Below are 26,765 nucleotides of genomic sequence, written 5' to 3'. Positions count from 1 at the left end.
TTCCCTGTCTTGTCTAGTAACACTTAATACATCTATCCTCGATGTAAGATGGAGCAGCTTCAACATGAATAAAAAAATCGTCCTTGGTATTCTCTTCGTTGCACTAATTGTTTTACTAGGCGTAAACTTTGGTCAATATCTCACGCTGGAAAATGCGAAAGCCCAACAAGCTGAGTTGGCTACCTTTATTGCCGACAACTTTACGGTTGCAGCGGCCACTTATTTTCTGGCTTACATAGCTATTACGGCCTTTTCTATCCCCGGAGCTGCAGTTGTGACGCTGCTAGGCGCCGCACTATTTGGTTTCTGGACTAGCCTACTGCTGGTTTCATTCGCCAGTACAATAGGTGCAACCCTTGCATTTTTAAGTAGTCGATATTTGCTACGTGATTGGGTACAGAGCAAATTTGGTGAGAAACTCAATGCCATTAACCAAGGCGTTGAGAAAGACGGTGCATTCTACCTTTTTTCTCTTCGCTTGATTCCAGTGTTCCCATTTTTCCTGATCAACTTGCTCATGGGTTTAACCCCAATCGCAACGGTACGTTTTTACCTTGTTAGCCAATTAGGCATGTTGCCTGGCACCGCTGTCTACTTGAACGCTGGCACGCAACTGGCTCAAATTGAAAGCTTGTCTGGCATAGTGTCTCCGACGGTGCTGGCATCTTTTGCCTTATTGGGACTGTTCCCCGTCATTGCTAAATGGATCATGGCGAAGGTTAAGGCCTCTCCTTCAACTTCAAATGGCAATGCTTGATGAGAATCTACTCGGCATCGACACCTACCGAAGCTCACATTGTTTGTGAGCTTTTAAAGTCTTGCCATATCGAATGTGAAGTACGCGGAGAAGGCGTATTTGGCTTACAGGGTGAAGTGCCATTTGGAGAGAGCAGCGAACCTTACATCTGGCTGCTGAATCACAGTCAAATCATTCAAGCCAATGCAGTCATCAAAGAGTTTAGGAATGCGCAGATAGGTTCAAATTGGAACTGTAGCAATTGTGGTGAGTCCAACGAGTCCCAGTTTGGCGCATGTTGGCAATGCGGCGAAACTGCACCTTAACTGTTAGGCGCTTTAATTTGCTGCTGAATAAACGAAATTGAGTGGTGATTGAACTCTTCTGGTCGTTCAACGTTACAAACGTGTCCGCAGTCACGAATTTCTTGAAGCTGACTCTGCCTATGGACTGCGACCATCTCTTTCACGGGCTGGATAAACATATAGTCCCGTTCTCCCATCAAATAGAGGGTTGGTATTGGTAACTCTCTATCTTTGAAATACTTCATCAGAGGATTGACTTCGGCAGTAAGGATAAACCAACGCTTAAATTCTTTTTGACACAGTTTCTTTGCTTCGTGGATAAATAGGTGTCGAGACTCTCTTTGAGTACGCTGTGGCATCACGATATAAGCAAATAGGCTATACAGCCACATGTAAGGCACGACATGCTTACACATACCGCCTAAACGGACCAATATCTGTGAACGCACGTTAAACCGCGTGACAGCGCCGCCAAGCACCATTGACTTTACTCGATCTGTCGCAAGCTCTGCCAAATTTCGAACAATAATCGTACCCAGTGACATTCCAACAAAATGCGCTGAACGAATCTTAAGATGATCTAGTACCTTTAAGATGTCCATTGTTACCGATTTGAATGTGTAGCGATTGGCGATCAGCTCTTTGATCAGTTGGTTGGATTTGCCGTGACCTCGAAGGTCGATTAGCAACAAATTAAAGTGCTGCTTGTACGCTTTAATCTGTTTAAACCAGATTGATGAACTTCCACCAGCACCATGCACAAAAACGACCCATTCATCGCTTGTTGGGTGGGCATAGGTTTTGTGGAAAAGTAAAGCGTCACTCATATTTAAAAACGAATACTCAAGTTCAAAATTTGGTTACGGAGATTAGCATAAACATAGAGGGATTTACGTCAAAATGCGTCAAATCTTAATTATTCTTTTATTAAAAATGTAAGCAACCATCAAAAAGGCGCCTTTAAGACGCCTTATTTCATATCGTTTTCAGCTTAATGCACTACGGTACAAAGTTATATATTCATCCGCCGCTTTGTTCCAACAGAAGTCTTGCTCCATAGCATAAAGCTGCGCGCGTTTAACTTCATTGGGCTGCTGAGCATACAGTAACAAAGAACGCTGCAAAACATGAAGCAAAGCCGCTGGCTCGGGCTCATAGAAGACAAACCCAGTTGCAACCTCAGGATCTGCATCATAATCATTAACGCTATCTCTTAGGCCCCCAACACCACGCACAATTGGCAATGTGCCATAAGCCATACTATAAATTTGGTTCAAACCACAAGGTTCAAATTCTGACGGCATAATGAAAAAATCGGAGCCTGCTTCAACCAAGTGCGCCAGTTCGTTATCGTAGGCCTCCACAAAAACAAAATTATCACTGTGTTGTGCCGCCACCTCTTTAAGCTGAGCGGCAAGAGCTGGATCTCCGGTACCAACGATGACCACTTGAACCTGGTACTTGAGAAAGTCTCCAAGTATTGGCAACAAATAGTGGACACCCTTTTGATGAGTCAGACGACAAACCATGCCATAGACTGCAATATCTTGTGCCTCTAGTCCTACTCGCGCCTGCAACTCACGTTTACATGCTTTTTTACCACGAATCATACTCTGACGATTTGGCTTGTAATTGACTGGCAAATAGGTGTCATTCTGCGGATTCCAAGCTGTGTAGTCACAACCATTGAGAATACCGACCAAATCAGCAGAGCGCTGCTGGAACTCGGCCGCCATACCATGGCTTCCTAGCTCGGTTTTAAGTTCCTCTGCATAAGTCGGGCTCACGGCATTGATCTTATCTGCATTCATCACTCCAGCTCTCAGCATGGTAACGTGCGTCAAGCTCACCGCAGCATCGGGGACGTAGTGGGTATGCATTTCAGGTAAGTTTGGCAACTCATCGTAACTAAACACCCCTTTAAAAACCGCATTATGCACCGACAGAATGCTTTTTATCTCTACATAAAAGCTATCTAACGCATAACGGTGTTTAAGCAAATACGGAACGAAACCGGTATGCCAATCATTGGCGTGAACAATATCAGGCTGAAAGCCGAGTTTCGGCAACATATCAAGACAGGCAGCGCTAAAAAACGCAAAGCGCTCACCATTGTCTAAATAAGCCTGATTGTTCTCTGCGTACATTTCTGCTCTATCGAAGTACTGAGGACAATCTATAGCGTAAACAGGGACACCTGCGATCTCTAACTGTTTGACTCGATAATTAGTATGAGGCCAATGCTCTAAATGAGTATCAAGTATCACCTGGGCTTGCTCAATACCAGCCAACTTTTGGTAGGCGGGTAATGTAATACGAACATCTTGCTGTAGTGCGAGGAGCGCTTCAGGCAGCGCCTTGGCAACATCTGCCAAGCCACCGCTCTTAATTAACCCTTCAACTTCCGATGCTACAAATAGAATAGATAAATTCTTAGTAGCCAATTCGTGCTCCTTTAGGAATAACAACAATGCCATCTTCCGATACGTGGAAGTGCTTCTTATCTTCTGATAGATTTACACCAATTTGTGTCCCTGGTGCAATATCTACATCCTTATCAATGATCACTCGGCGTAAAACACATCCATCACCGACCTTGACGTCTCCAAGTAAAATACATTCGCTGATGTCACATGCTGAAGCGATATTGCTTCGAAACCCTAGCACTGACTTTTCAATGCGCGATCCGCGAACATAGCTACCATTACAAACTAAGCTGTCAATGATTTGAACGCGCCCGTTGACCGAGTCAGTAAATGTTGCGGGCGGTAGCGGTGGGTAGTAGGTATGTAGTGGCCACTTACGATTATAGAGCGAGAATGGTGCATCTTTTTCCAGCAGGTCCATATGCGCTTGCCAGTATGCACCGATGGTACCTACATCGCGCCAGTACACTTCCTCTTTTTCACCTGTGATACGGTTGGTGCTGAAGTCATAAACAAACACATCACCGCGTGGAAACATCTTAGGGATAATGTCTTTACCAAAGTCATGCGAAGAATCTGGGTTATCAGCATCTTCAACCAGCTCTGAGAATAATGGCTTAGCCTCAAATACGTAATTACCCATAGAGACAAGTGCATGCTCAGGATCACCAGGAATCGATTTTGGATTAGCCGGTTTCTCTTCAAAGCCAATCATCCGGCCTTCTGTGTCGACTTCGATAACGCCAAACTGCGACGCTTCAGCTAAAGGCATGCGCAGCGCCGATACAGTTAATGACGCCTCTTTCTCTTTATGGAAATCAAGCATCTGCTTAATGTCCATTTTATAGATGTGGTCAGACCCAAAAATACATACCTGATCAGGCTCTGCCAATTCCATAAAACGTAGGTTTTGATAGATAGCATCGGCTGTCCCTTCATACCAACGTTTACCAGTACGCATCTGCGCTGGAATCGGATCGATGAATCGATCGGTAATGCCACTAATGTTCCAGCCTTTCTTGAGGTGATGGAATAGAGATTGAGACTTGAATTGAGTTAGAACATAAACACGCATCAAATCAGCGTTTACGAAGTTGTTAAGAGCGAAGTCAATAAGGCGATAACTACCACCAAAAGGAACCGAGGGTTTACTGCGAGATTCTGTAAGAGGACGAAGGCGTGACCCTTCTCCACCAGCAAGGATCATTCCCAAAACACCAGCCATGTATATTTCTCCATTTTATTTATTGTGTGTGATGAGTCTATTTTTAGGGGGGCTCATCAATATTTTTTATAGTTACACCAATCCTATTTGGCATAACATGCAACAAGAATAGCTCTACCAACACTTGTGGTGGCGGTAACCAAGCACTACTATGTCTTGTGCAAAAGGTTTATTATAACTTATCGTATTTCAGCAAGATTACAATTTAAAATATGCTGTACTATCGACCTCACACTTATTACTTTTTCGCCTCCTGCGATAGCTCACAGAATCCCATGAGCATGACACATCTCTATAACAATAGCTCTACATATATGTGACTTTGCTCTCAAAGAGGTACAATCACTGACAAAGTATAAAGAGCTAGCAGCAGCTAAAAAAAAAGCAGCCTAACTAAGGCTGCTTTGTCATTTCAAATGAAGAGCTTATTTCTTCTTCGCGGTTTTTTTACGCTTATCGGTAATTTCCCATTTTCCTTCAACGTAGAGCGCAGTGTAGCCAGAAGGCTTACCATCAATCTCAGAACGAACGTAGTTCTCTTTCGATTTACGACTAAAGCGTACCACCATAGGCAGACCATCAGGATCTTGCTGAGGTGCCTCAGTCAAGTAATGGAACTTAGGTGAAATACGGTCCTTAAAGCGCACGAGTTCCTCAACTAAAGGCGCACGAGTTTCGCGCGATTTCGGGAAAGTGCTTGCAGCTAAGAACAAGCCTGACGCACCATCACGAAGAACAAAGTAAGCATCAGAGTTTTCACATGGTAGCTCTGGCAGATGAACTGGGTCTTCTTTTGGCGGTGCAACTTCACCGTTTTTCAGGATCTTACGAGTGTTCTTACAATCTTCACTCGTACAGTCCATGTATTTACCAAAACGACCGTTCTTAAGCACCATGTCACTGCCACATTTGTCACATTCGACAACTGGACCATCGTAACCTTTAACTTTGTACTCACCGTGCTCAACAATGTAACCTTCACAGTTCGGGTTATTACCACAAACGTGCAGTTTACGCTTGTCATCGATTAAGTAGGCGTCCATCGCCGTTTCACAGATTGGGCAACGCTTTTTCGCACGCAGCGCAGCTGTCTCGACATCCTCTTCAAGGACGTTGATAATGCCATCTTCATCGCCGAGGTTGATGGTCGTTTTACAACGCTCCTTAGGAGGTAACGCGTAGCCTGAACAGCCTAGGAAGACACCTGTAGAGGCAGTACGGATACCCATCTCACGTGAACAGGTCGGACACTCGATATCGGTATAGACGATATGGTTTGGCTTCATGCCGCCCTGCTCTTCGTCTTGTTCCGCTTTCTCTAAATCACCAGTAAAGTCTTTAAAGAAGTCATCTAGCACACCTTTCCAGTTAGCATCGCCTTCCGCAATTTGGTCTAGCTTTTCTTCCATGCGAGATGTGAACTCGTAGTTCATTAGCTCATCGAAGCTACCATCTAGGCGGTCAGTGACAATTTCACCCATTTTCTCAGCATAGAAACGACGTTGCTCTACTTTCACATAACCACGATCTTGAATGGTTGAGATGATTGAAGCATAAGTCGAAGGACGGCCAATACCACGCTTTTCAAGCTCTTTAACCAATGCAGCTTCTGTAAAGCGCGCTGGCGGCTTAGTGAAATGCTGTTTAGGATCAAGATTGACTAGGTCAATCGTGTCACCTACTTGCACCGCAGGTAGAATCTGATCTTCATTTTTACCTAAAGGACGCTGAACACGAGTCCAACCGTCGAACTTAAGGATACGACCTTTAGCTTTAAGCGTGTACTCAGCCGCTTTAACACTCACTGTCGTAGAATCGTATTTTGCTGGTGTCATCTGACAAGCCACAAACTGATTCCAGATTAGTGAGTAAAGTTTGTGAGCATCGGCTTCCATACCATTGAGATCGTCAGCCTTCACCGCAACATCGGATGGACGAATCGCTTCGTGTGCCTCTTGTGCCCCTTGTTTGCTGCCGTAAACGTTCGGTTTACCTGGAAGGTACGCCTCACCATACTCGCTACCGATAAAGCCACGTACGGTCTCTACAGCTTCAGCACTTAGGTTTGTCGAGTCAGTACGCATATAGGTGATGTAGCCCGCTTCATAGAGACGCTGAGCTAACATCATGGTTTTTTTAACGCCGTAACCTAAACGAGTACTCGCTGCTTGCTGCAGAGTTGACGTGATAAACGGTGCAGACGGCTTGCTGGATGTTGGACGGTCTTCACGCTTACACACTTCATAGCGTGCATTTTCAAGCACAGCCATTGCAGATTTCGTTTCTGCTTCGTTAACAGGCTTAAAAGCGACGCCTTCTTTCTGCGCCACTTGCAAACGGAAATCAGTTTTGTCTTGAGTTTTGGTATCAGCATGAATATCCCAGAACTCTTCAGGGATAAACGCTTTAATTTCACGTTCACGCTCAACAAGTAATTTTACAGCGACCGATTGAACACGACCTGCAGACAAACCACGTGCCACTTTCTTCCATAACAGTGGAGAAACCATAAAGCCAACCACACGGTCCATAAAACGACGTGCTTGCTGGGCATTAACGCCATCCATACTCAGCTCGCCCGGTTTTTCGAACGCCTGTTGGATAGCGTTTTTGGTAATTTCGTTGAACACAACGCGTTTGTATCGCTCTTCATCGCCACCGATGATCTCACGAAGGTGCCAAGCGATAGCCTCTCCCTCGCGGTCCAAATCGGTTGCTAGATAAACGCTGTCTGCGTCTTTAGCAAGTTTTTGTAGCTCCGCCACGACTTTTTCTTTGCCTGGCAAAACCTGATAATTCGCTTCCCAACCATGAAATGGGTCGATACCCATTTTTTTGATCAGTGCTTTGCGATCTTTCTCTTTTTTGATACGCGCTTTTTCTTCAGCACTTAAGCCCTTGGTTGATACCGCAGCAGCTTTCTGGCCTGTGCTTTGACCAGCAGTCGGCAGATCACGGACGTGACCTACGCTGGACTTTACAATAAAGTCCTTACCTAAATACTTATTGATGGTCTTCGCTTTAGCTGGCGACTCCACAATAACCAGTGACTTACCCATAATTGACTCAAGTGTCCTTTATCGAGTGCGAAAAATATCGCACGACATACTTAATACGTTGCTTCTTTTTTTACTATTGAGCGAGATTACAAGAAGATCAATATCTTTTTTAAATTTCTATCTTGACTGCTCGACAATTCAACGATGTTTCAGCATCTAGGATCGATTATTGAGCTTCGAACGCTTCAGTCTTTTGCCAAGCCAGAAAACGCCACATACTAAACGGCACAATATCGACAACGCCAACTCAAGATGATGTTTTTTGCCACCAGTCACAAAACCTAGCTGCCCAGACGAGTATTAGCGCCTACGCCATTGATCTAACGCAATTGAAATTATCGCCGAACTTCCTACAATTCCAACCACGGCTTCTTTTTATATAGAAGATTGAACAAATAAAGGTAATCCCATGAGCGACAAAAAGGCCATTTCACAGTTTGAGCTATTAATCATTGCCAATCACATCATCCAAGAACATGACGACTACATTGAAGGCATGCGCGCAGACAGCGTAGAGGAAAAAGACGATGTATTGGTATTCAAAGGGAATTACTTTCTAGATGACAACGGCTTGCCAACCGCCAAAACGACCGCTGTATTCAATATGTTTAAGTACTTAGCACATCATTTGTCGAAAGAGTTTACGTTGGAGCAGTAGCGAGAAGCGAGAAGCGAGAAGCGAGAAGCGAGAAGCGAGAAGCGAGAAGCGAGAAAAAATAAAGGGTTGACACAATGTGTCAACCCTTCTCATTTCACGCCATTGCTCCGTCATCCCCGAGAGGGAGGCACGACCGAGTTGGGGATCTCTGCAAACGAGTAAGATTCCTTTAGAGATTCCCTACTCACTCCTTCGTCGCTCTATGGAATGACGATTTGTCGCCGTCCGATCTCGCCTCTCGAAGCAAAGCGTTCTGTAGGACGAAGTCCGTTCTATATTTCTTAAGAGCTCAACCCTTCCAACTTATCGAAGTAATCTGGGAAGGTCTTAGATGTACACTTAGGATCATTGATGGTCACTGGCGTATCACTTAGCGCGACAAGCGAGAAACACATCGCCATACGGTGGTCATCGTAAGTATCAATAGCTGCGTGCGTCAGCTTGGCTGGCGGTGTGACAACGATGTAATCTTCACCCTCTTCCACTTCGGCGCCTACTTTACGTAGTTCGGTCGCCATCGCAGCAAGCCGATCTGTCTCTTTTACACGCCAGTTGTATACGTTGCGAATCGCGGTAGTACCTTCTGCAAACAGTGCGGTAGTGGCAATCGTCATCGCTGCATCTGGGATGTGGTTAAAGTCCATATCTACAGCTTTTAATTCACCCACACGAGAAATAACGTAATCGTCACCCCATTCGATTTGTGCACCCATTTTTTCTAACGCATCTGCAAATTGAATATCACCCTGAATGCTGTTTTTACCGATACCTGTTACTTTGATTTCACCGCCCTTGATCGCAGCGGCAGCCAAGAAGTAAGACGCAGAAGACGCATCCCCTTCAACCAAGAAATCACCTGGTGCGACATACGATTGACCTTTGCGAATAACAAACTCTTGGTAGTTGTTGTTTTCTACCACGACTCCGAACTGAGCCATGATATGCAAAGTGATATCGATGTACGGTTTAGATACCAGCTCACCCACGATGTTAATAGTGACATCATCTTGAGCAAGTGGTGCAGACATCAGAAATGCGGTCAAAAACTGGCTAGAGATAGAGCCATCAATGTCCACTGTCCCACCCTTCAAACCCGTTCCTAGGATCTTAAGTGGTGGATAATCTTCATTTTCTAGGTATTCAATCTCTGCACCCGCTTGGCGAAGCGCATTGACTAGATGACCGATAGGACGCTCTTTCATTCGTGGCTCTCCGGTGAGTACGTACTCACCGCCACCTAAGCATAGTGCAGCCGCCAGAGGGCGCATCGCTGTACCCGCGTTACCCAAAAAGAGTTCTACCGCTTGTGGAGCGTCAAACGGCTTTCCTAGCCCTTCAACTTCACAAACCGTTTTATCTTCAGACAAGGTATATGAAACACCAAGTTGAGATAACGCATTCAACATATGGCGGATATCATCACTGTCGAGTAAGTTAGTTAGACGTGTCTTGCCACTTGCAAGGGCTGCAAGTAATAAAGCTCGGTTAGAGACACTTTTTGAACCTGGTAAGTTGACCTCACCATTGACTTTATTGATAGGTTGTAACGTAAGGCTTTCCATTTAAATTGATATTCCTTGCTCACCCCGTCTTCCTAAACGGGACGATGAAAATTCTTCGTACTTGCAGCCTATCTAAATTCACCTAGTAAAACCAGACCCAAATCACGAATAGAACTGAATAATTATCTGCTCTGGCAACACCCATCTGAGTCTATTAATATTCCTTATCGACCCGTACACCATCATCAAAATAGAGAATACGAACTTTATCTCCTCGCTCGAATAACATGTTGTTGTCGACATCTTGGATAACGTCTACCAACTTACCTTTGTCGGTTTCAATCAGTATCTCTACCAACTTGTATTCAACTCGATACTCTTGGTTAGCTTGATTTCGGGCAATCCCCGCACCTGCAACCGCTCCAACCGCTGTCGCTACTTCCTTACCAGTACCGCTACCAAACTGGTTACCAACTAGCCCTCCAACCACCGCACCCAGTAGTGTTTCCCAACCTGAACCTTTCGATTTAACAATATCTTGTTGGGTTATGTACCTCACGGTATCAACTTGACCGAAAACCACTTCATTGACCGGACGTGCCGTATTTCTTTGGTAAGCCGCATTGGCAATCAAGGGAAAAACCAATATGATCCAGAGTAACTTCTTCATTTTCTTTTCCTCATTTCATTCATGGCGATTTATCTCACTGAACTTGATCTCAATAACCTTTGGTTTCCATCCACTTTTGATGCTTTAGTCGATCCAAACGGCTTACTCGCATTTGGTGGTGACCTAAGTGCAGAAAGGCTTATCTTGGCCTATAAAAATGGTATCTTTCCCTGGTACGGTCCAGGAGAGCCCATTCTTTGGTGGAGTCCATCGCCACGAGCTGTCTTTGATCCTAAGACATTTCAACCAGCGAAAAGTCTCAAAAAATTTCAAAGAAAACACAACTACCGCGTGACCATTAATCATACAACAGAACAAGTTATTGACTACTGTGCCTCAACCCGAAGCGAAGAAGAAACATGGCTCAATGAAGAAATGCGTCAAGCCTATAAACAGTTGGCAAAACAAGGCAATTGCCACTCTGTTGAGGTTTGGCGCGACGAATGCCTTATCGGCGGTCTTTACGGTATCTCTGTGGGGCAAGTATTTTGTGGTGAATCGATGTTTAGTTTAGAGGCTAACGCATCCAAAGTAGCACTGTGGTATTTTTGCCGACATTTTGAGCAACACAACGGAAAATTGATCGATTGTCAGGTGCTTAACCCTCACCTCGCCTCATTGGGCGCAATTGAACTCAATCGTGAAGACTTTATGCAAAGGCTGCTATCATTTAATAGTGAGCCGCCATCAGAAAACTGTTTTTCACAACAGCGAATAACCAGCGAAACTTGGGGAGAGTAATGAGTTCCGATCTGCAGCAAATCCGTATTGGTTTAACCGACTGCCACCCTTGTAGCTATCTTGCTGATAGACAGGAGCGTGTGGCCGTAGCTCTTGAGCCCACCATGCATTGTGGTTCGAGCTATGAGGTGTTGCTAGCTAATGGATTCAGGCGCAGTGGTGATACCATCTACAAACCTCATTGCGATCAATGCAGCGCGTGTCAGGCCATTCGTGTCTCCATCCCAGAGGTTGTTCTTTCACGCAATCAAAAGCGCCTGTTAAACAAAGCCAAATCATTCACATGGCAGCTTAAAGAGCAGATGGATGACCAATGGTTCGAACTCTACTCACGCTATATTGAATCTAGACACCGCAACGGAACTATGTACCCACCGAAACAAAATGAATTTGCCCAGTTTTCTCAATGTGCCTGGCTCAACACCCAATTCTTGCACATTTATGACCAAGACAAGCTCATTGCCGTCGCTGTCACGGATATTCTGTCTAATAGCGTCAGTGCCTTCTATACCTACTTTGACCCAGACTATACGCTTTCCTTAGGTACACTTGCGGTTTTATTTCAGATTCAATATTGCCAAGAGCAAGGTAAACAGTGGCTTTATTTAGGCTATCAGATCGATGAATGCCCGGCGATGAGCTATAAAGTCCGATTTCAGCGTCATCAAAGGCTAGTAAATCAGCGTTGGCAAGGGTAGAATACGCCCCAACTTTACTTAATTCATTTTTATCGGCATTATGCACCGGTTGAAATCGTCCATTTTTAAAAGAGGATTAAATGGCTAAAGAAGACGTAATTGAGATGCAAGGCACTGTCCTTGATACTCTTCCAAACACAATGTTCCGTGTTGAGCTAGAAAACGGTCACGTGGTTACTGCTCACATCTCTGGTAAAATGCGTAAGAACTACATCCGTATTCTTACTGGTGACAAAGTAACTGTAGAGATGACTCCATACGACCTATCAAAAGGTCGCATCGTCTTCCGTGCTCGTTAATCTCTGACTGCCTCACGCAATCCGAATTATTCGAATACACACAAAAAAGCGAAGCATAATGCTTCGCTTTTTTGTGTGTGCTGACAAGAGGTTATTTCCCTAATGCCTCTTTATAATGTTCGCGACATACAGATACATAACGATCGTTACCACCAATCGCAACTTGATCACCTTCTTTAATTGCCACGCCACTTTCGTCGGTGCGAATCACCATGTTGGCTTTACGACCACAGTGACAAATAGTTTTCAGCTCAATTAGCTTATCTGCCCACGATAGAAGGTACTTGCTGCCTTCAAACAACTCACCAAGAAAATCCGTTCTTAGCCCATAACACAGCACTGGAATATGCAGTTTATCGACAACTTCGGTTAGCTGATATACCTGCTCTTTAGTCAAGAATTGGCACTCATCAACAAGAATACAGTGACGCTTCTCTACTTCATTTAGTGCCGTAATCTCTTGGTATAAGTTTGTCTCTGCATTAAATAATTGAGCATCTGACTGCAAGCCGATACGCGAGCTGACTTTACCAATACCATAACGGTCATCTAACGCCGCAGTAAAGATAACTGGCGTCATACCACGCTCTTGGTAATTAAAAGAAGACTGAAGAAGAGTGGTTGATTTACCCGCATTCATTGCAGAGTAATAGAAGTACATCTGTGCCACTGTTTGTTACCCGTATAAAGATGATAAAAATTAAAGAAAAGGGCTGAATCAACAGCCCTTCTTGAAATGGTATGCCTACGATTTATTTACGGCGCCACGTCGTGCCTGCTGCGCCATCTTCTAGCACGATGCCCATTTCCGTCAGCTTGTCTCGTGCCATATCAGCATTGGCCCAGTCTTTAGCTGCGCGAGAATCGTTACGTAGTTTAATCAGTGCTTCGATTTCCGCTACTTCGTCGTCATTGCCAGAGTCACCTTTTAAAAAGGCTTCTGGATCTTGATAAAGAATACCAATCACATCTGCTAGTTCACGCATTAGTGAACCAAGCGCACTAGCCATTGCTACATCTTCCGTCTTCACACGGTTGATCTCACGCGCCATGTCAAACAGCACTGAGTAGGCTTCTGGGGTGTTGAAGTCGTCGTTCATCGCCTCCGTGTAGCGCTTAACATACTCTTCCCCACCCGCAGCTGGTGTTGAAAGGTCAAGACCGCGCAATGAAGTGTACAGACGCTCAAGTGACGCACGTGCTTGGTTTAGATTCTCTTCGCTGTAGTTTAGCTGGCTACGGTAGTGACCTGACATTAGGAAGTAACGTACCGTTTCTGCATCGTAGTGACCTAAAACATCACGAATAGTAAAGAAGTTACCTAGAGATTTAGACATTTTCTCACGGTCTACCATCACCATGCCGCTATGCATCCATGTGTTGACGTAATCAGTACCGTGCGCACAGCAAGATTGCGCGATTTCGTTTTCGTGGTGCGGGAACTGTAGATCAGAGCCACCACCGTGAATATCGAAATGGTTACCTAAAATAGATGAGTTCATTGCAGAACACTCGATGTGCCAGCCTGGACGACCAGGTCCCCATGGTGATTCCCAAGTAGGTTCACCTGGCTTAGACATCTTCCAAAGTACAAAGTCTAGCGAGCTACGCTTAGCACTTTCAATTTCTACGCGAGCACCCGCTTGTAATTGCTCTAGGTCTTGGCGAGACAGTTTGCCATAGTCGTCATATTTAGCGATTTCAAACATTACGTCACCGTTATCAGCGACGTAGGCAAAACCGCGTTCGATAAGCTTTTCAACCAGTTCAATGATTTCGGTGATGTATTCCGTCGCGCGAGGCTCAATATCAGGGCGCTTCATATTCAAAGCATCAAAGTCTGCGTGCATTTCACCAATTAGGCGTTCGGTCAACGAATCACAGCTCTCACCGTTCTCGTTTGCACGTTTGATAATCTTATCGTCAATGTCAGTGATGTTACGAACAAACGTAAGATCGTAGCCTAAATAGCGTAAGTAACGTGAAACGACGTCAAATGAAACGAAAGTGCGACCGTGACCAATATGACAGAGATCATAGATGGTTACCCCACAGACATACATGCCAACTTTGCCGGCATTGATTGGTTTAAATTCCTCTTTCTGTCTTGTGAGTGTGTTATATATCTTTAACATGATCTCTTTCTAATATTAGGTGAAACAAAATAGTGGCTCAGTATACCAACTCACGCCCAGTTAGGTAATCCCCGAAATGCGCAAAAAACCATCATTAACACCTATACTCAGGTCTCAACCCGTACTTTTCACGTGTTAATGTCTGAAAAGTTAAGTTAGAATCTTGGCTCAAAGCAAAAACACAGCTAAAGGAAAAAATCATGATCACCCTTCACACAAATTTTGGTGACATCAAAATTCAACTAAACGAAGAAAAAGCACCGGAAACAAGTGCAAACTTCCTACAGTACTGCCGTGATGGTTTCTACGACAACACGTTATTCCACCGTGTTATCGACGGTTTCATGATTCAAGGCGGTGGCATGGAGTCTGGCCTAAAAGAGAAGGCAACGCGTGCACCAATCAAAAACGAAGCAAATAACGGCCTAAGCAACAAGGTTGGCACTCTTGCTATGGCGCGTACTATGGAACCGCACTCAGCGAGTTCTCAGTTCTTTATCAACGTGAAAGACAATACCTTCTTAGATTTCCGTAGCGAAAGCCTTGACGGTTGGGGTTACTGTGTATTCGCTGAAGTCGTTGAAGGTATGGACATCGTTAACAAGATCAAAGGCGTTAGCACTGGCTCTTCCGGCATGCACCAAGATGTACCGCTTGAAGATGTACTGATCACTGGTACAACAATCGAAGAATAATTGAAAAAAGAGAGCGCGTGATGCGCTCTCTTGCTATTTAACTATGACCACACTTTTTATATCTGATCTCCACCTATCCTCTTCTACTCCTGAAATCACCCAGTGTTTTATCCGTTTTATGCGTGAAGAAGCCGTTCATGCTGACGCACTCTACGTGCTTGGTGATTTATTTGAGTTTTGGATTGGTGATGACGACCGCTCCGATTTTGCCTCATCCATTAGGACTGAGTTTAAAACGTTAACCGACAAAGGCATCCCTTGTTACTTCACCCAAGGTAATCGTGACTTTCTGGTTGGAAAACGCTTTAGTAAACAAACAGGGGTCCAGTTGCTTGGTGACGAAACCGTAATTGACTTATATGGCCGTCAAGCCATTGTTCTACACGGTGATACACTTTGCACTCAAGACGTGAAATACCTAGAGTATCGAGCCAAAGTACATCAACCTTGGTTACAATGGGTGTTCAATCGCATTCCAATGCTGCTCAAGAAAAAGATTGTGAGCAAAGTTCAATCCGATATCCGATCTGACAAGCAAACTAAGTCTCTTGACATTATGGATGTGACTCAAGACGAAGTTGAACACGTAATGCTTAGCCACAAAGTGGACCTTATGATCCATGGACATACACATCGGCCTAACGTTCATTCCTTCCAAGTTCAAGAAAAGGACTATACTAGAATTGTGCTAGGTGACTGGTACACTCAGGGGTCAGTCTTAGTGTACGATAAATCCGGGTTTGAATTACAACAACGGCCTTTTGCAAGCTAAGTCACTTATTTTTCACGTTATTTAGTCCATTATAAATAAAGACTAGTTTACTTAAACCTGTACTTGGAACGTGGTATAGATCTTGACTTATTCATATATTGCTAGACAACCGATATTAAATGTAGATAAACAAACTATTGGTTATGAACTGCTTTTTAGAGACGGTCCGCAAAATACCTTTCCAGAGATCGATCCTGAACATGCAACCAGCCGTTTGTTATCTGATCACTTCCTCTCGACGCATTATGAAACACTTGGAGATAAGCTAGGCTTTGTTAACTTTCCTTACCAAAGCCTACTCAACAAGGTGCCAACTCTTTTCCCTTCAGACAACCTTGTAGTGGAAATTTTGGAAGATTGTCCACCAACAAAAGAGTTACTCGACGTCATTAAGGAAATGGCCGCAGCGGGATACAAAATAGCCCTAGATGACTTTATCCCAAGCAAAGAGTGGCGTTCGTTCCTTCCTTATATCTCGATCATTAAATTTGATATCAGGCAAGTATCCATCGAAAAAGCGCGCAATTTTATTCTGCGTTTATCTGGGAGCAATATTGCTTTCCTCGCTGAAAAAGTCGAGACCTACGAAGAATTCGAACAAGCAAAAAAAGCAGGGTTTGAGTACTTTCAGGGTTATTTTTTTAGCAAGCCGGAAATGATTACCCGTAAGGCACTCGAGCCGTCTTTTATGACGGTGGTTCAACTGCTGACTGAAATAGCTAAACAGGATATGGACTATGCATCGATTGAGTCTTTAATCAGCAAAGACGTCACATTATCTTTTAAGCTGCTGTCTTTCGTTAACTCATCTTCAATCGTGCAAACCAAAATTCAGTCTTTCAAGCAAGCGCTAGTCTACTTAGGTGAAGATAAACTAAGGAAGTTTATTTCGCTCGTCTCTCTCGCATCTACGCAAGAAAGTAAACCCGATTATTTATATGGTTTGTCTATTCAAAGAGCCCGTTATTGCGAACTCCTTGCTGCGCGATTAGAAACCAAATTTGAATCCGGGCAAGCGTTTTTGACCGGTATGTTCTCGCTGCTTGATAGCTTGCTTGACAGACCTTTGGAACAAATTATTGAAGAGATCTCTGTCGACGAATCAATAAAACTCGCAATCACTAAAAATGAAGGCATACTAGGCGCAATTTTATTGCTAACTAAAGCATACGAACAAGCCCAATGGGAAGAAGTACGCCGTTACTGCGATTCAATTGGGGTCGATGAAGTGGTATTAAGCCAATGCTATGACTCCTCAGTCAAATGGACTGCTGACCTTCTTTCTGTAAAAACGAAATAAGTGGAGTTTTTATGAATTCGTGTCCTTGTGGAAACCCAAAGGATTACAGTCATTGCTGCGAGCCGATCCATCACGATCATTCATTGGCCCAATCACCAGAGCAACTGATGCGCTCTCGCTATTCTGCCCATGTCAAAGGTCTAGTAGATTATGTGATCAATACCTATCATCCAAGCTGCCATGCAGAAGATGAACGACAAGCAATTTCAGATTCAATCGACAGCGACTGGTGTGGCTTAGAAGTGATCAGCACCAAACCAGGCAACAACCCAGACGAAGGTTTTGTCACTTTTAAGGCATTCTTCAAGCAAGATGGACAACAACTTTGCTTACAAGAGTGCTCTCGCTTTGTAAGAGAGCAAGGACTTTGGTTCTATATTGATGGCGTTTTCCCACAGCAGGAATCCATTGAAGAACAAGTTGATCCAAGACTGGCACAACCTATTCAAGGCCTAAAGGTCGGGCGCAATGATCCTTGTATCTGCGGCAGTGGAAAGAAATTCAAAAAATGTTGTGGCTAGCATAAAAAGGCAGGATTCGATCCTGCCTTTTTTAATCGTTGGGGTTCACCCTTACAATATCGCTTTGCCCATGTTGGAACTGTTTTTTTAGCTCAGATTTCGACTTAAAGCTAATCTCTCCACCTTGAGCAACTGTCATATGCTGCGCTTCTACATTATGCTTAGATTGATACAACATCACAGCTTGCATACAAGAATCTCGCTGCTCCTGCGAAAGTGGGGTACCCTCAGGCCACTTACCTGTTTCTACGGCAAAAAGTAGACGCTCATAAGCCTCTGGTGTGATGGCGTTGATTAACTGCTCTGCGTCCATGGTCTATCCTTAAAGTCAGTGGTGTTAAGCGCACCTTAACTGGCTCGTAGACTCAGTCAAGATAACAACAAAAAATAAGTGTAACGGATCACAAGCAACGACAGTATGAAAACACTCAAATTACTCACGCTCTTTGGCATTACCTTTGGTCTATCTGGCTGTTTCGAAGGTAACAAAAACACCGAACAGCTTTGTGAAAGCAATCCTGCTCTCCAATGCGAGCGCTTAAATATGGGCGACGGTCAGTGTCGTGTTCCTAGGACTGACTTGATATGGCACAGATTCGAGGTTATGAAAAAACCAACAGACCTCAACCTGATAAAAGAATATAGATATGTTGCGGCGTATAAGAAGTGCTTGGAATTGGCCTCTCAGATCCAACCCTTGGATCAGAAAGGCGTCAAGCAACAACGCTTTACCGCACTAGTTAACTCTGGTAATGACCTTGAGAGCATTGTCGCGGCACTCGAAAAGTCAGATTCACCCGAGTCTCTTTATTTTTTATGGAGCCAAATTGGTAGCGAAGAAGCTCGCAGGGGCTTTCTACAACTTGAAGGGACCGAAGCCCTTGAAAGCGCCGAAATGCAATACGCTCTCGCGACTTTCTATACCAGCAGAGACCAAAAGAAAACACTTCAGTTGCTCATTCATGCCCTCGAACTTACCAACCGTAGCAACATTAATACTGAAGTGTTTAAATCTTTGGCGAGTACTACCTATAGAATGGGGATGAAAAAAGAAGCTTATGTGTGGACTATGGTGGCACAAAAGTTCAATGTTCCGATTGCCTCTGATAGTGAACTGCAACTCCTATACGGTTTCGATAAGAGTGTTTATGACCAACTTGATGACATTGCAGACCAAGTTGAGGATGCCATCATGAGTGGTACTTTCAACGGAGCAATCATCCCCAAATTTAAAGAATCCTAGGCTAATGAAAGGATAAAACAAAGAGCGGTGATAAAATCACCGCTTTTTTATGAATTGTTGAAAATTAACGACACTGAGTTAACACAAAAACGTTCGCCGGTTGTCTTTGGTCCATCAGGAAAAACGTGACCTAAATGGCTATCGCAAGTTGCACATCTTATTTCCGTACGCACCATTCCGTGACTTAGATCTTTTAAATAACGAATAGCCTCACCATTGAACGGAGCGTCAAAACTTGGCCAGCCGCACCCAGAATCATACTTGCTATCCGAGTTAAATAGAGGCGCTTGACAGCAGGTACACGAGTAAATCCCCGTCTCTTTGTTATGTAGCAACTTGCCACTAAATGGGGCCTCTGTACCCTGCTCTCTGCATACGCGATACTCTTCCTCAGACAGCACCTCACGCCAGTGTTCATCAGGCTTTATGACTTTTTCTCTATTTTGTTTCACGGCAACAAATCTCCATACTCTCATTTTTAATTATGACTTTTTTTTCGAAAAACTTGCACTCAATTACTTTTGTAGCACATACTTTGAAACCATAACAGGATGGTTAAACTTTCAGCACTGCTGTCAACATCTGAACTATTTTACGTCAACTGGTTAGGGAAAAAACTAGCAATCCGTTCAAAACATCGCCATTTAAGACTAATTGTGAAAAAAAGCGACGCTTTTTTTTGACTTTAAACAAGTTAAGTCCGATTATCTGTTGCAGATTTTGACTGGATTCTGTAATTTTACTACCAGTTATCTTTAATCAGAAATTAAGTTGTGGAGCAACTATAATGACTATCAAAGTAGGTATTAACGGTTTTGGCCGTATCGGCCGTTTCGTTTTCCGCGCAGCGCAAGAGCGTAACGACATCGAAGTTGTAGGTATTAACGACCTTATCGACGTAGAGTACATGGCATACATGCTTAAGTACGACTCAACTCACGGCCGTTTCAACGGTACTGTTGAAGTTGAAGGTGGTAACCTAATCGTTAACGGTAAGACTGTACGTGTTACTGCAGAGCGCAACCCAGAAGACCTAAAGTGGGATGCTATCGATGTTGACGTTGTAGCTGAAGCAACTGGTCTTTTCCTAACTGACGAGACTGCACGTAAGCACATCACTGCTGGTGCAAAGAAAGTTGTTCTTACTGGTCCTTCTAAAGACGCAACTCCAATGTTCGTTATGGGCGTAAACGATTCAACTTACGCTGGTCAAGACATCGTTTCTAACGCTTCTTGTACTACTAACTGTCTAGCGCCTGTAGCTAAAGTTCTTAACGACAAGTTCGGTATCGAATCTGGTCTTATGACTACAGTTCACGCTACTACAGCAACTCAAAAAACTGTAGATGGCCCTTCTGCTAAAGACTGGCGCGGTGGTCGTGGTGCTTCTCAGAACATCATCCCATCTTCAACTGGTGCTGCTAAAGCTGTAGGCGTTGTTCTTCCAGAACTAAACGGCCTTCTAACTGGTATGGCTTTCCGTGTACCAACTGCTAACGTTTCTGTAGTTGACCTAACTGTTAACCTAAAAGAAGCTGCATCTTACGAAGCAATCTGTGCTGCAATGAAAGAAGCTTCTGAAGGCGAGCTAAAAGGTGTTCTAGGTTACACTGAAGACCAAGTTGTTTCTCAAGACTTCATCGGTGAAGTTCAAACTTCAGTATTCGATGCTAAAGCTGGTGTTGCTCTAACTGACAAGTTCGTTAAAGTTGTATCTTGGTACGACAACGAAATCGGTTACTCAAACAAAGTTCTAGACCTAATCGCACACATCTCTAAGTAATCACTACTTAAAGATAAGCGCTTAGCGCAGAATCTTGTAAAAGGCGACTTTCGAGTCGCCTTTTTTGTATCTGAATTTTGAGCGCAGGCTCACTGGACTTGGAAACAGAACATGGATTTAAACACTCTCCCTACCCTGACCGTCTTATCTGACAACGTGACTATCGTAGAGATCGATCAAGTTAAAGTTGTTCGCGTCATACACGAAAAAGCGTCGGCAGGTATCGCCCTACATGGTGGTCATGTCATTTCATTCAAACCGCAAGGTCAAGAAGACCTAATCTGGGTGAGCGAGCAAGCTATTTTTGATGGCAAAGCAGCGCTTCGCGGTGGTATTCCTGTTTGTTGGCCTTGGTTTGGTCGCATTGCAGCGCCAGCGCATGGCTTTGCACGTAACAGTGAATGGACACTACTTGAACATCGTGAAAACGAAAACGGTGTTATCGTTGAGCTTGGTTTACTTTCTAACGAGTCGACACTGGCTATCTGGCCCTACCAATTTCAAGCTCACCTATTGGTTGAAATTGGTGATGAACTAAAAGTCACACTGGATGTAGCCAATACTGATGAGCAACCTTGGACATTCTCTGGCGCACTGCATACTTACCTGACCGTTGGTGATATCGAGCAAGCGACCACAGCAGGTATGGGCCCAGAATACATCGACAGCCTCAAACATGGTGAGGTATGTCAAGGCGGCGAAGAACTCCAACTGACTGACACCATCGACCGAGTTTATACTCAGCCCAAAGAAGAAATTATCGTTGAAGACCCGGTTTTCAAGCGTGCGGTAGTCGTTGAAAACCAAGGTCATAATTCGGCAGTTTTGTGGAATCCGTGGGCGAAGGGCGCTCAGGGAATGGCTGATATGCAAGACAACGGTTACAAAACCTTCCTTTGCGTCGAGTCGACTCTGCACGCGCCTTCAATCGAACAAGGCAAAACATTACAACCAAATGAACGTCATCAGTTAACTACTAAGATTTCTGCTAGATAAATCCTTTGTCACGGGTAACCTTGCTCGTGACACTTTCCTTTCACTTGAAATTTCTCTTTCTACATTCTGGTCTCTAGAGTCTAGGCACTCTACCTTGTCAATTTCGGTCTCGTTATCTATAAAATCATTAACGCGAATCAATTATATCCATTTTATAAATCGCTATTATCATTCGCTATTGAAAGTTTAGTTTTCGATGACGACACAAGTCTACAAAAGGCAGGATAACTAAAAATGTTAGAAAAACTCAAAAATCAAAGCGTCGGTTTTCAGTTGAAGCTAGTGATATTACTGTGCTTGCTGGTGTCCTTTGCCGGCACCGCCACACTGGTCTACCGCAACGCTTCTGAAGTGTTATTAGAAACAACCTTAAAACAACACCAGTCAGAAGTAGAATCGATGGCAATGACCATCGCAGGCCAGTTCGACGCCTATTTGCATACCGCTAAAGTGCTGGAATCTACCTTCAGAAACGGCTACCTAGCAGGTGTTTATGTCGAGGACTATAGCGTCGACTTTAATGGCGAGTCGATCCCAAATATTACCCAATATGGTGAGAGCTTAATAAACGACACCAAGTTAGTTGATAGCTTCACCCGCGATACTGGCGCTGTTGCCACTCTTTTTGCGCCACTAAATGGTGACTTTATTCGTGTATCAACGTCTTTAAAAGATCCTTCTGGCAAGCGCGTAGTCGGCACGACACTAGGCAAAAGCCACCCTGGCTACAGCCAGTTGATTAGCGGCCAACCTTATTATGCGCAGGTCAAACTGTTTGGTGACAGCTATATTACCTATTATGCGCCAATCAAGAACGCGGCAGGGAAAGTAACCGGGTTATCTTTTATTGGGCTACCTGTCGAGCAGGCCACGCAAGCTCTATATAAATCCCTTCAGTCCATTACATGGGGTGACACGGGTTACACCATTGTTGTTGATAACCGCGAAGACAACCAAGGTAAGTACCTACTGCACCCACTACGCGATGAGAATGACCCTTCAATTGTTGAAGTGTCTGACTACGATGGTAATAAACCCTTTTATCAGATCTTTGAGCAAGAAAGTGGATTAATTCGCTACCCTTATGAATACCAAGGTACTGTCGGCGAAAAATACCTAGTGTATACGGAAGTTCCTGGCTGGAACTGGAAACTGTTAGGCGGTACCTTCATCAAAGAAGTGACCAAAGGTAGCGACACGCTGCTTAAACTGATCATTACTATCGCTACAATCGTCGCAATCGCAACTTTCATTATCTTAACCATTTTCTTAAATCGTAACTTGAAGCCACTGACCGTGTTAAATGATTACATGACGCGACTGGCCAAAGGCGAAGTAAGCCTAGATATCCCTTCCTCAGGCAAAGAGTCGAAGAACGAAATAGCGAACCTAAGCAATGGCGTGGCGAATATGGCGACCCAATTGAATACTTTGGTTGGAGAGATCCGCTCGACCAGTGATTCTGTTCAGAGTGCCTCACAAAGCGTATCTGGGGATGCTCAGCGCAATTTAAGCCAGTCTGATATCCAGCAAGAGCAAGTTGAGCAGGTTGCCACTGCCATTGAAGAAATGGCTTCTTCTGCACAAGCTGTTGCCCAGCAGGTTGAAGCCATTGCAGAAAATGTTCGCCTTACCAACCAAGATAGCCAGTCTGGACTAGAAGTGGTCGAGACTGTGTGTATTGATGTTGCACAACTCAATGATCAGCTAGACAATTCAGCCAAAGCAATTCAACAGGTAAACCTTGATAGTGAAGCAATCCAAACCGTTACTAAAATGATCGATGAGATTGCAGAGCAAACTAATCTACTAGCACTCAACGCTGCAATCGAAGCTGCGCGTGCAGGTGAACAGGGCCGTGGGTTTGCAGTCGTAGCAGATGAAGTTCGCACCCTCGCCCACCGCACTCAAACATCCGTTAAAGATGTAGTATCCATTATTGATAAACTGAAAGGCTCAACCAGTAACGCAGTCGAAATGATGAACAAAAGCCAAGCTAACGCCAATCAGGTTTTAGACAAAGCTCAAGAAGCGGGAGAAGCTTTGGAAGCAATCGCATCTCAAGTCCAGTCTATCGCGAGTCAAGCCGATACCATTGCCGCAACCTCTGAGGAGCAAGCGAATGTCTCTCAAGAAATTGCTTCCAACGCCAACTCAATTAGTGAGTTAAATCGAGAAAGTCGCGAAACAAGTGCGAAGACGACAAAAAGTGCCGATCACTTAATCAAACAAGCTGCTTCATTGAAACAGCAAGTAGACTTCTTCCACTAAGTTAACTGTTCTCACAAAACTTATCGGCAGCTTTTCGGAGCTGCCTTTTTCGTTGTGTCTGCTAGTCTGTATTTGTGCTTCCTGATAAACTTCGCTTTGTTTATTTTTGCCAGAGTCAGTTATGTCCTACACCTGCCCTTTATGCCATCAGCATCTTACTCTTTCCGAGCGTACATATCGCTGTCAGAACAACCACTCTTTTGACTTGGCGAAAGAAGGTTATATCAACCTAATGCCTGTACAGCACAAACGCTCTAAAGATCCTGGTGACAACAAAGAAATGATGCAGGCACGCAGACGCTTTCTTGAAAAAGATCTATACCAACCACTGAAAAAACGCGTTGCACAACTGTGTGCTGACGTTCTGGTTGATACACAACATCGATTACTCGATATTGGTTGTGGTGAAGGCTACTATACAACCGAAGTCGCCTCATCGCTTACCACACAATACGCTCAGGCGAAAACCTATGGTCTAGATATTTCAAAAGTGGCGATTCGTTACGCCGCTAAGCGCTATTTAAACTGCAATTTCTCTGTTGCTTCAAGTCATCGTCTTCCGTTTGAAGATGCTAGTCTTGACGCTGTTTTGCGTATCTATGCCCCTTGTAAAGCAGAGGAATTGACTCGGGTCACTACTAACTCCGGAGTGGTTATTACCGTCACACCTGCTGGTCGTCACCTGTACCAGCTTCGCGAAGAGATCTATCCTGATGTGAGGTTACATAATGAAGAAACTGAACATATTGAAGGCTTTGAGCTAGAACAGCAACAACAGCTATCTTATTTAATGAAGCTGAGTAACGGTGATGGTTACGATTTACTGCAAATGACACCATTCGCTTGGAAAGCTTCTGATGAGCTTCGAGACAGACTAAAGTCAGCTACACTTTTTGAATGCGAGGCAGACTTTATGATCAGAATTTATCGTAAAAAGCCACTCAATAGATAATAATTCTCATTTTTATTGAACTCTATTCTGGCCTCCATTACTATTGCCGAACAATCTAATGGAGGCCAATTATGTTAAGGCTCGTTGCCACTTCTATAAGCTGCTTTGCCTTAGTAGCCTGTTCAAGTCCATCGCTTTCACCCCAGAAAAGTACAATAAGTAGCTACTACGACTACCAACTCTATTCCCCTGAGCGACAAGTCATTTCTATCGATTCTTTGCCTGAGGAATTAAAAGCTGCAGATGTGATTCTCGTTGGCGAGTGGCATACACATGCCGGGATTCATCACTTCCAAGTGGATTTGCTTAAGCAGTTGACTGATAAAAATATGGATGTCGCGCTCTCTATGGAGCAGTTCTCACGCGATAAGCAAAAAGTGCTGGATACATACCTAGCAGATGAGATCGGTGAACAAACGCTCATCAAACAAGGAGCAGCATGGCCAAACTATGAGAGTGATTACCGCCCATTGGTTGAGTATGCCAAAGCGAACCAGTTGGATATCATTGCCGCCAACGCGCCAAAGTCCATCGTTCGCTGTATAGGACGCCAGGGCGTTAGCTATCTAGAAAAACTGACTGCCGATCAACGCAAGCAGCTAGCGACGACGATTGATACTGCAAGCAGTCCATACAAAGAAAAGTTCATGGCTTCAATGCACCATGGCAAACCAGAGCAGACTGAGCGCCAGTTTGCCGCCCAAGTCACTTGGGATGAAACCATGGCAGAGAGCATTGTCGAATACCTAGCGCGCAACCCAAACAAACAAGTTTTCCATATCGCCGGATTGTTTCACACTCAACAAGGGCTAGGAATCAAAGCATCAATTCTTAAGCGCAACCCGAATCTTAACGTGCTAGTCATCACGCCAACCGAATCACCACTCGACAGCAAAACTATCGGGAGCGACTACCCACTTGAAGTGTTGCCACCACCTATCCGTTACGTGAAAATGGAAAACAGAATGGCCGCATACAAACATCTGACTAAGCGAAATGATAATTTAGAGTGTAAGTAGGCACCCTTATTGCTCGTCTTTAATTCAATGCCGATCAAACGCAAGTGACTTGATGGGCATTCTTTAAACAGGCACGATTTATGCTTTAATAATTCAGATTCATTTTTTAAATAAAATGCACAAGTTTTTAACTAAGCGGTCGATATATTGTCTGAGGATGATGTAAGGAGAGCATTATGACACCAGTAGGAATGGAGGCGGCAAAGCTGTCACCAACCCAGCAGGTAACGCCTCAAGCCAAGGCACCTGACTCGAACGTGGGTCAAGCCCCACTAAAGGTTGAGCAAAACAAAGTCACGCTTTCAGATGAAGGAAAAGCGCTATTGGCAGCGCTTCAAGAAATTGAAAAAGAAGGAAAAGGTGCGAAAGAAGGCGACAAAACTGTCGGTGACAAAGTTGAGTCTTTTGCCCACGGCGCACTCGGTATTGATCATCCTGATACAATTGAAGACGAGCAAGACGGTTCTTATTCCGCAGGGCAATACCTTTCCGCTGCGGCAACCGTTGGAGGAATTCTTTTAGCGATACTCTAAGACTGTAATCAACCATAGAAGCCTTTGTAACTCGCAACAAATTACGCTGTTCGTCGTCACTCGCATGTACAACCTATAATGTTACCTTGGGTTATTGTGAGCAGTCTGCTGCACGTAATCACCATACCCTCCTCGATTAACGTTAATCCTGCCTGATGCTTTAGTGCCACATTACCGCAAGTTTAGACTCGCAAGAGTTATGGGGCACCATTTGTCATATTCGTGA

Annotated in this window: 27 protein-coding genes; 17 read left to right on the top strand and 10 right to left on the bottom strand. The window is 44.2% G+C overall.

Annotated elements, in window-relative coordinates; genetic code table 11:
• The first annotated feature begins 64 nt into the window (after positions 1 to 64).
• Both ZX61_RS22465 and ZX61_RS22460 read left to right on the top strand, forming a co-directional pair.
• Complete coding sequence (locus tag ZX61_RS22465; RefSeq protein WP_049846805.1) at positions 65 to 757, top strand: TVP38/TMEM64 family protein; 693 nt, start codon at positions 65 to 67, stop codon at positions 755 to 757.
• On the top strand, positions 757 to 1,062 hold the full coding sequence (locus tag ZX61_RS22460; RefSeq protein ID WP_049846804.1) for a DUF2007 domain-containing protein: 306 nt from the start codon (positions 757 to 759) through the stop codon (positions 1,060 to 1,062). The genes ZX61_RS22465 and ZX61_RS22460 overlap by 1 nt, the downstream gene beginning before the upstream one ends.
• Here the strand turns inward: ZX61_RS22460 and ZX61_RS22455 are convergent.
• From ZX61_RS22455 to topA, 4 genes are all read right to left on the bottom strand, one after another.
• Positions 1,059 to 1,868 carry an alpha/beta fold hydrolase gene (locus tag ZX61_RS22455; RefSeq protein WP_049846803.1) on the bottom strand — a complete coding sequence of 270 codons (810 nt, stop codon included), beginning with the start codon at positions 1,866 to 1,868 and terminating at the stop codon, positions 1,059 to 1,061. The two genes, ZX61_RS22460 and ZX61_RS22455, sit on opposite strands and share 4 nt — an antisense overlap.
• 159 nt (positions 1,869 to 2,027) lie before the next feature.
• Complete coding sequence (gene glgA, locus ZX61_RS22450) at positions 2,028 to 3,485, bottom strand: glycogen synthase GlgA (RefSeq protein ID WP_049846802.1); 1,458 nt, start codon at positions 3,483 to 3,485, stop codon at positions 2,028 to 2,030.
• Positions 3,475 to 4,692: a glucose-1-phosphate adenylyltransferase gene (gene glgC / locus ZX61_RS22445; protein ID WP_049846801.1), complete on the bottom strand. Its 1,218-nt coding sequence runs from the start codon at positions 4,690 to 4,692 to the stop codon at positions 3,475 to 3,477. Before glgC ends, glgA begins: the two co-directional genes overlap by 11 nt.
• 425 nt (positions 4,693 to 5,117) lie before the next feature.
• On the bottom strand, positions 5,118 to 7,751 hold the full coding sequence (gene topA / locus ZX61_RS22440; protein ID WP_049846800.1) for a type I DNA topoisomerase: 2,634 nt from the start codon (positions 7,749 to 7,751) through the stop codon (positions 5,118 to 5,120).
• Between the two features lie 409 nt (positions 7,752 to 8,160).
• On the opposite strand from topA, the gene ZX61_RS22435 reads away from it, so the two are divergent.
• Complete coding sequence (locus ZX61_RS22435) at positions 8,161 to 8,409, top strand: YciN family protein (protein ID WP_049846799.1); 249 nt, start codon at positions 8,161 to 8,163, stop codon at positions 8,407 to 8,409.
• 281 nt (positions 8,410 to 8,690) lie between these two features.
• Here ZX61_RS22435 and aroA read toward each other — a convergent pair whose 3' ends face one another.
• Positions 8,691 to 9,971, bottom strand: coding sequence for a 3-phosphoshikimate 1-carboxyvinyltransferase (aroA, locus tag ZX61_RS22430; RefSeq protein WP_049846798.1), 1,281 nt, complete (start codon positions 9,969 to 9,971; stop codon positions 8,691 to 8,693).
• 154 nt (positions 9,972 to 10,125) lie between these two features.
• The gene (locus ZX61_RS22425; protein ID WP_049846797.1) at positions 10,126 to 10,581 is read right to left on the bottom strand and encodes a glycine zipper 2TM domain-containing protein; all 456 of its coding nucleotides are present in this window, start codon (positions 10,579 to 10,581) and stop codon (positions 10,126 to 10,128) included.
• Positions 10,582 to 10,602: 21 nt separating this feature from the next.
• Between ZX61_RS22425 and aat the strand changes: the two genes are divergently transcribed.
• The 3 genes from aat to infA all read left to right on the top strand — a co-directional run bounded on the left by aat (position 10,603) and on the right by infA (position 12,319).
• Positions 10,603 to 11,322, top strand: coding sequence for a leucyl/phenylalanyl-tRNA--protein transferase (aat, locus tag ZX61_RS22420; protein ID WP_049846796.1), 720 nt, complete (start codon positions 10,603 to 10,605; stop codon positions 11,320 to 11,322).
• Positions 11,322 to 12,020, top strand: coding sequence for an arginyltransferase (locus tag ZX61_RS22415; protein ID WP_049846795.1), 699 nt, complete (start codon positions 11,322 to 11,324; stop codon positions 12,018 to 12,020). Before aat ends, ZX61_RS22415 begins: the two co-directional genes overlap by 1 nt.
• A gap of 80 nt (positions 12,021 to 12,100) precedes the next feature.
• A complete protein-coding gene (gene infA / locus ZX61_RS22410) occupies positions 12,101 to 12,319 on the top strand; it encodes a translation initiation factor IF-1 (protein WP_001040192.1) in 219 nt (72 codons plus the stop codon).
• A 91-nt stretch (positions 12,320 to 12,410) separates the two neighbouring features.
• On the opposite strand, the gene ZX61_RS22405 is transcribed toward infA, so the two are convergent.
• Together ZX61_RS22405 and cysS are read right to left on the bottom strand one after the other, a co-directional pair.
• Positions 12,411 to 12,989: a thymidine kinase gene (locus ZX61_RS22405; RefSeq protein WP_049846794.1), complete on the bottom strand. Its 579-nt coding sequence runs from the start codon at positions 12,987 to 12,989 to the stop codon at positions 12,411 to 12,413.
• A gap of 82 nt (positions 12,990 to 13,071) precedes the next feature.
• Positions 13,072 to 14,454, bottom strand: a complete 1,383-nt coding sequence (gene cysS / locus ZX61_RS22400) for a cysteine--tRNA ligase (RefSeq protein ID WP_049846793.1) — start codon at positions 14,452 to 14,454, stop codon at positions 13,072 to 13,074.
• Positions 14,455 to 14,654: 200 nt separating this feature from the next.
• Between cysS and ZX61_RS22395 the strand changes: the two genes are divergently transcribed.
• The 4 genes from ZX61_RS22395 (at position 14,655) to ZX61_RS22380 (ending at position 17,742) form a co-directional block, all read left to right on the top strand.
• The gene (locus tag ZX61_RS22395) at positions 14,655 to 15,149 is read left to right on the top strand and encodes a peptidylprolyl isomerase (RefSeq protein WP_049846792.1); all 495 of its coding nucleotides are present in this window, start codon (positions 14,655 to 14,657) and stop codon (positions 15,147 to 15,149) included.
• Between the two features lie 43 nt (positions 15,150 to 15,192).
• Complete coding sequence (gene lpxH / locus ZX61_RS22390; RefSeq protein ID WP_049846791.1) at positions 15,193 to 15,921, top strand: UDP-2,3-diacylglucosamine diphosphatase; 729 nt, start codon at positions 15,193 to 15,195, stop codon at positions 15,919 to 15,921.
• An 82-nt stretch (positions 15,922 to 16,003) separates the two neighbouring features.
• Positions 16,004 to 17,221, top strand: coding sequence for an EAL and HDOD domain-containing protein (locus ZX61_RS22385; protein ID WP_049846790.1), 1,218 nt, complete (start codon positions 16,004 to 16,006; stop codon positions 17,219 to 17,221).
• 11 nt (positions 17,222 to 17,232) lie between these two features.
• Positions 17,233 to 17,742 (top strand): YchJ family protein, encoded by a 510-nt coding sequence (locus ZX61_RS22380; RefSeq protein ID WP_064429718.1) that lies wholly within the window; start codon positions 17,233 to 17,235, stop codon positions 17,740 to 17,742.
• A 31-nt stretch (positions 17,743 to 17,773) separates the two neighbouring features.
• Here ZX61_RS22380 and ZX61_RS22375 read toward each other — a convergent pair whose 3' ends face one another.
• Entirely contained in the window at positions 17,774 to 18,055 is a 282-nt protein-coding gene (locus tag ZX61_RS22375; RefSeq protein WP_049846788.1) for a YeaC family protein, read from the bottom strand.
• 105 nt (positions 18,056 to 18,160) lie between these two features.
• On the opposite strand from ZX61_RS22375, the gene ZX61_RS22370 reads away from it, so the two are divergent.
• Entirely contained in the window at positions 18,161 to 18,985 is an 825-nt protein-coding gene (locus ZX61_RS22370; protein WP_049846787.1) for a DUF2989 domain-containing protein, read from the top strand.
• Positions 18,986 to 19,032: 47 nt separating this feature from the next.
• Here ZX61_RS22370 and msrB read toward each other — a convergent pair whose 3' ends face one another.
• Positions 19,033 to 19,437, bottom strand: a complete 405-nt coding sequence (msrB, locus tag ZX61_RS22365) for a peptide-methionine (R)-S-oxide reductase MsrB (protein WP_049846786.1) — start codon at positions 19,435 to 19,437, stop codon at positions 19,033 to 19,035.
• A 335-nt stretch (positions 19,438 to 19,772) separates the two neighbouring features.
• On the opposite strand from msrB, the gene gap reads away from it, so the two are divergent.
• From gap to ZX61_RS22335, 6 genes are all read left to right on the top strand, one after another.
• Complete coding sequence (gene gap, locus ZX61_RS22360; protein ID WP_049846785.1) at positions 19,773 to 20,768, top strand: type I glyceraldehyde-3-phosphate dehydrogenase; 996 nt, start codon at positions 19,773 to 19,775, stop codon at positions 20,766 to 20,768.
• Positions 20,769 to 20,879: 111 nt separating this feature from the next.
• Positions 20,880 to 21,764 carry a D-hexose-6-phosphate mutarotase gene (locus tag ZX61_RS22355; RefSeq protein WP_049846784.1) on the top strand — a complete coding sequence of 295 codons (885 nt, stop codon included), beginning with the start codon at positions 20,880 to 20,882 and terminating at the stop codon, positions 21,762 to 21,764.
• A gap of 234 nt (positions 21,765 to 21,998) precedes the next feature.
• On the top strand, positions 21,999 to 24,035 hold the full coding sequence (locus tag ZX61_RS22350) for a methyl-accepting chemotaxis protein (protein WP_049846783.1): 2,037 nt from the start codon (positions 21,999 to 22,001) through the stop codon (positions 24,033 to 24,035).
• A 121-nt stretch (positions 24,036 to 24,156) separates the two neighbouring features.
• Positions 24,157 to 24,987, top strand: a complete 831-nt coding sequence (rlmA, locus tag ZX61_RS22345; protein ID WP_049846782.1) for a 23S rRNA (guanine(745)-N(1))-methyltransferase — start codon at positions 24,157 to 24,159, stop codon at positions 24,985 to 24,987.
• A gap of 71 nt (positions 24,988 to 25,058) precedes the next feature.
• A complete protein-coding gene (locus ZX61_RS22340) occupies positions 25,059 to 26,006 on the top strand; it encodes a ChaN family lipoprotein (RefSeq protein ID WP_049846781.1) in 948 nt (315 codons plus the stop codon).
• 176 nt (positions 26,007 to 26,182) lie between these two features.
• The gene (locus ZX61_RS22335; RefSeq protein WP_049846780.1) at positions 26,183 to 26,539 is read left to right on the top strand and encodes a hypothetical protein; all 357 of its coding nucleotides are present in this window, start codon (positions 26,183 to 26,185) and stop codon (positions 26,537 to 26,539) included.
• Positions 26,540 to 26,765: the final 226 nt, after the last annotated feature.

Source organism: Vibrio sp. VPAP30 (assembly GCF_001188205.1).
In the GTDB taxonomy this organism is placed as follows: domain Bacteria; phylum Pseudomonadota; class Gammaproteobacteria; order Enterobacterales; family Vibrionaceae; genus Vibrio; species Vibrio bivalvicida.
This window is presented reverse-complemented; position numbering and strand designations above follow the sequence as displayed.

Coding starts and splice junctions, on each gene's coding strand:
- ZX61_RS22465 (WP_049846805.1), top strand. CDS start 65: ATGAATAAAAAAATCGTCCTTGGTATTCTCTTCGTTGCACTAATTGTT.
- ZX61_RS22460 (WP_049846804.1), top strand. CDS start 757: ATGAGAATCTACTCGGCATCGACACCTACCGAAGCTCACATTGTTTGT.
- ZX61_RS22455 (WP_049846803.1), bottom strand. CDS start 1,868: ATGAGTGACGCTTTACTTTTCCACAAAACCTATGCCCACCCAACAAGC.
- glgC (WP_049846801.1), bottom strand. CDS start 4,692: ATGGCTGGTGTTTTGGGAATGATCCTTGCTGGTGGAGAAGGGTCACGC.
- topA (WP_049846800.1), bottom strand. CDS start 7,751: ATGGGTAAGTCACTGGTTATTGTGGAGTCGCCAGCTAAAGCGAAGACC.
- ZX61_RS22435 (WP_049846799.1), top strand. CDS start 8,161: ATGAGCGACAAAAAGGCCATTTCACAGTTTGAGCTATTAATCATTGCC.
- aroA (WP_049846798.1), bottom strand. CDS start 9,971: ATGGAAAGCCTTACGTTACAACCTATCAATAAAGTCAATGGTGAGGTC.
- ZX61_RS22425 (WP_049846797.1), bottom strand. CDS start 10,581: ATGAAGAAGTTACTCTGGATCATATTGGTTTTTCCCTTGATTGCCAAT.
- aat (WP_049846796.1), top strand. CDS start 10,603: ATGGCGATTTATCTCACTGAACTTGATCTCAATAACCTTTGGTTTCCA.
- ZX61_RS22415 (WP_049846795.1), top strand. CDS start 11,322: ATGAGTTCCGATCTGCAGCAAATCCGTATTGGTTTAACCGACTGCCAC.
- infA (WP_001040192.1), top strand. CDS start 12,101: ATGGCTAAAGAAGACGTAATTGAGATGCAAGGCACTGTCCTTGATACT.
- cysS (WP_049846793.1), bottom strand. CDS start 14,454: ATGTTAAAGATATATAACACACTCACAAGACAGAAAGAGGAATTTAAA.
- ZX61_RS22395 (WP_049846792.1), top strand. CDS start 14,655: ATGATCACCCTTCACACAAATTTTGGTGACATCAAAATTCAACTAAAC.
- lpxH (WP_049846791.1), top strand. CDS start 15,193: ATGACCACACTTTTTATATCTGATCTCCACCTATCCTCTTCTACTCCT.
- ZX61_RS22380 (WP_064429718.1), top strand. CDS start 17,233: ATGAATTCGTGTCCTTGTGGAAACCCAAAGGATTACAGTCATTGCTGC.
- ZX61_RS22375 (WP_049846788.1), bottom strand. CDS start 18,055: ATGGACGCAGAGCAGTTAATCAACGCCATCACACCAGAGGCTTATGAG.
- ZX61_RS22370 (WP_049846787.1), top strand. CDS start 18,161: ATGAAAACACTCAAATTACTCACGCTCTTTGGCATTACCTTTGGTCTA.
- gap (WP_049846785.1), top strand. CDS start 19,773: ATGACTATCAAAGTAGGTATTAACGGTTTTGGCCGTATCGGCCGTTTC.
- ZX61_RS22355 (WP_049846784.1), top strand. CDS start 20,880: ATGGATTTAAACACTCTCCCTACCCTGACCGTCTTATCTGACAACGTG.
- ZX61_RS22350 (WP_049846783.1), top strand. CDS start 21,999: ATGTTAGAAAAACTCAAAAATCAAAGCGTCGGTTTTCAGTTGAAGCTA.
- rlmA (WP_049846782.1), top strand. CDS start 24,157: ATGTCCTACACCTGCCCTTTATGCCATCAGCATCTTACTCTTTCCGAG.
- ZX61_RS22340 (WP_049846781.1), top strand. CDS start 25,059: ATGTTAAGGCTCGTTGCCACTTCTATAAGCTGCTTTGCCTTAGTAGCC.
- ZX61_RS22335 (WP_049846780.1), top strand. CDS start 26,183: ATGACACCAGTAGGAATGGAGGCGGCAAAGCTGTCACCAACCCAGCAG.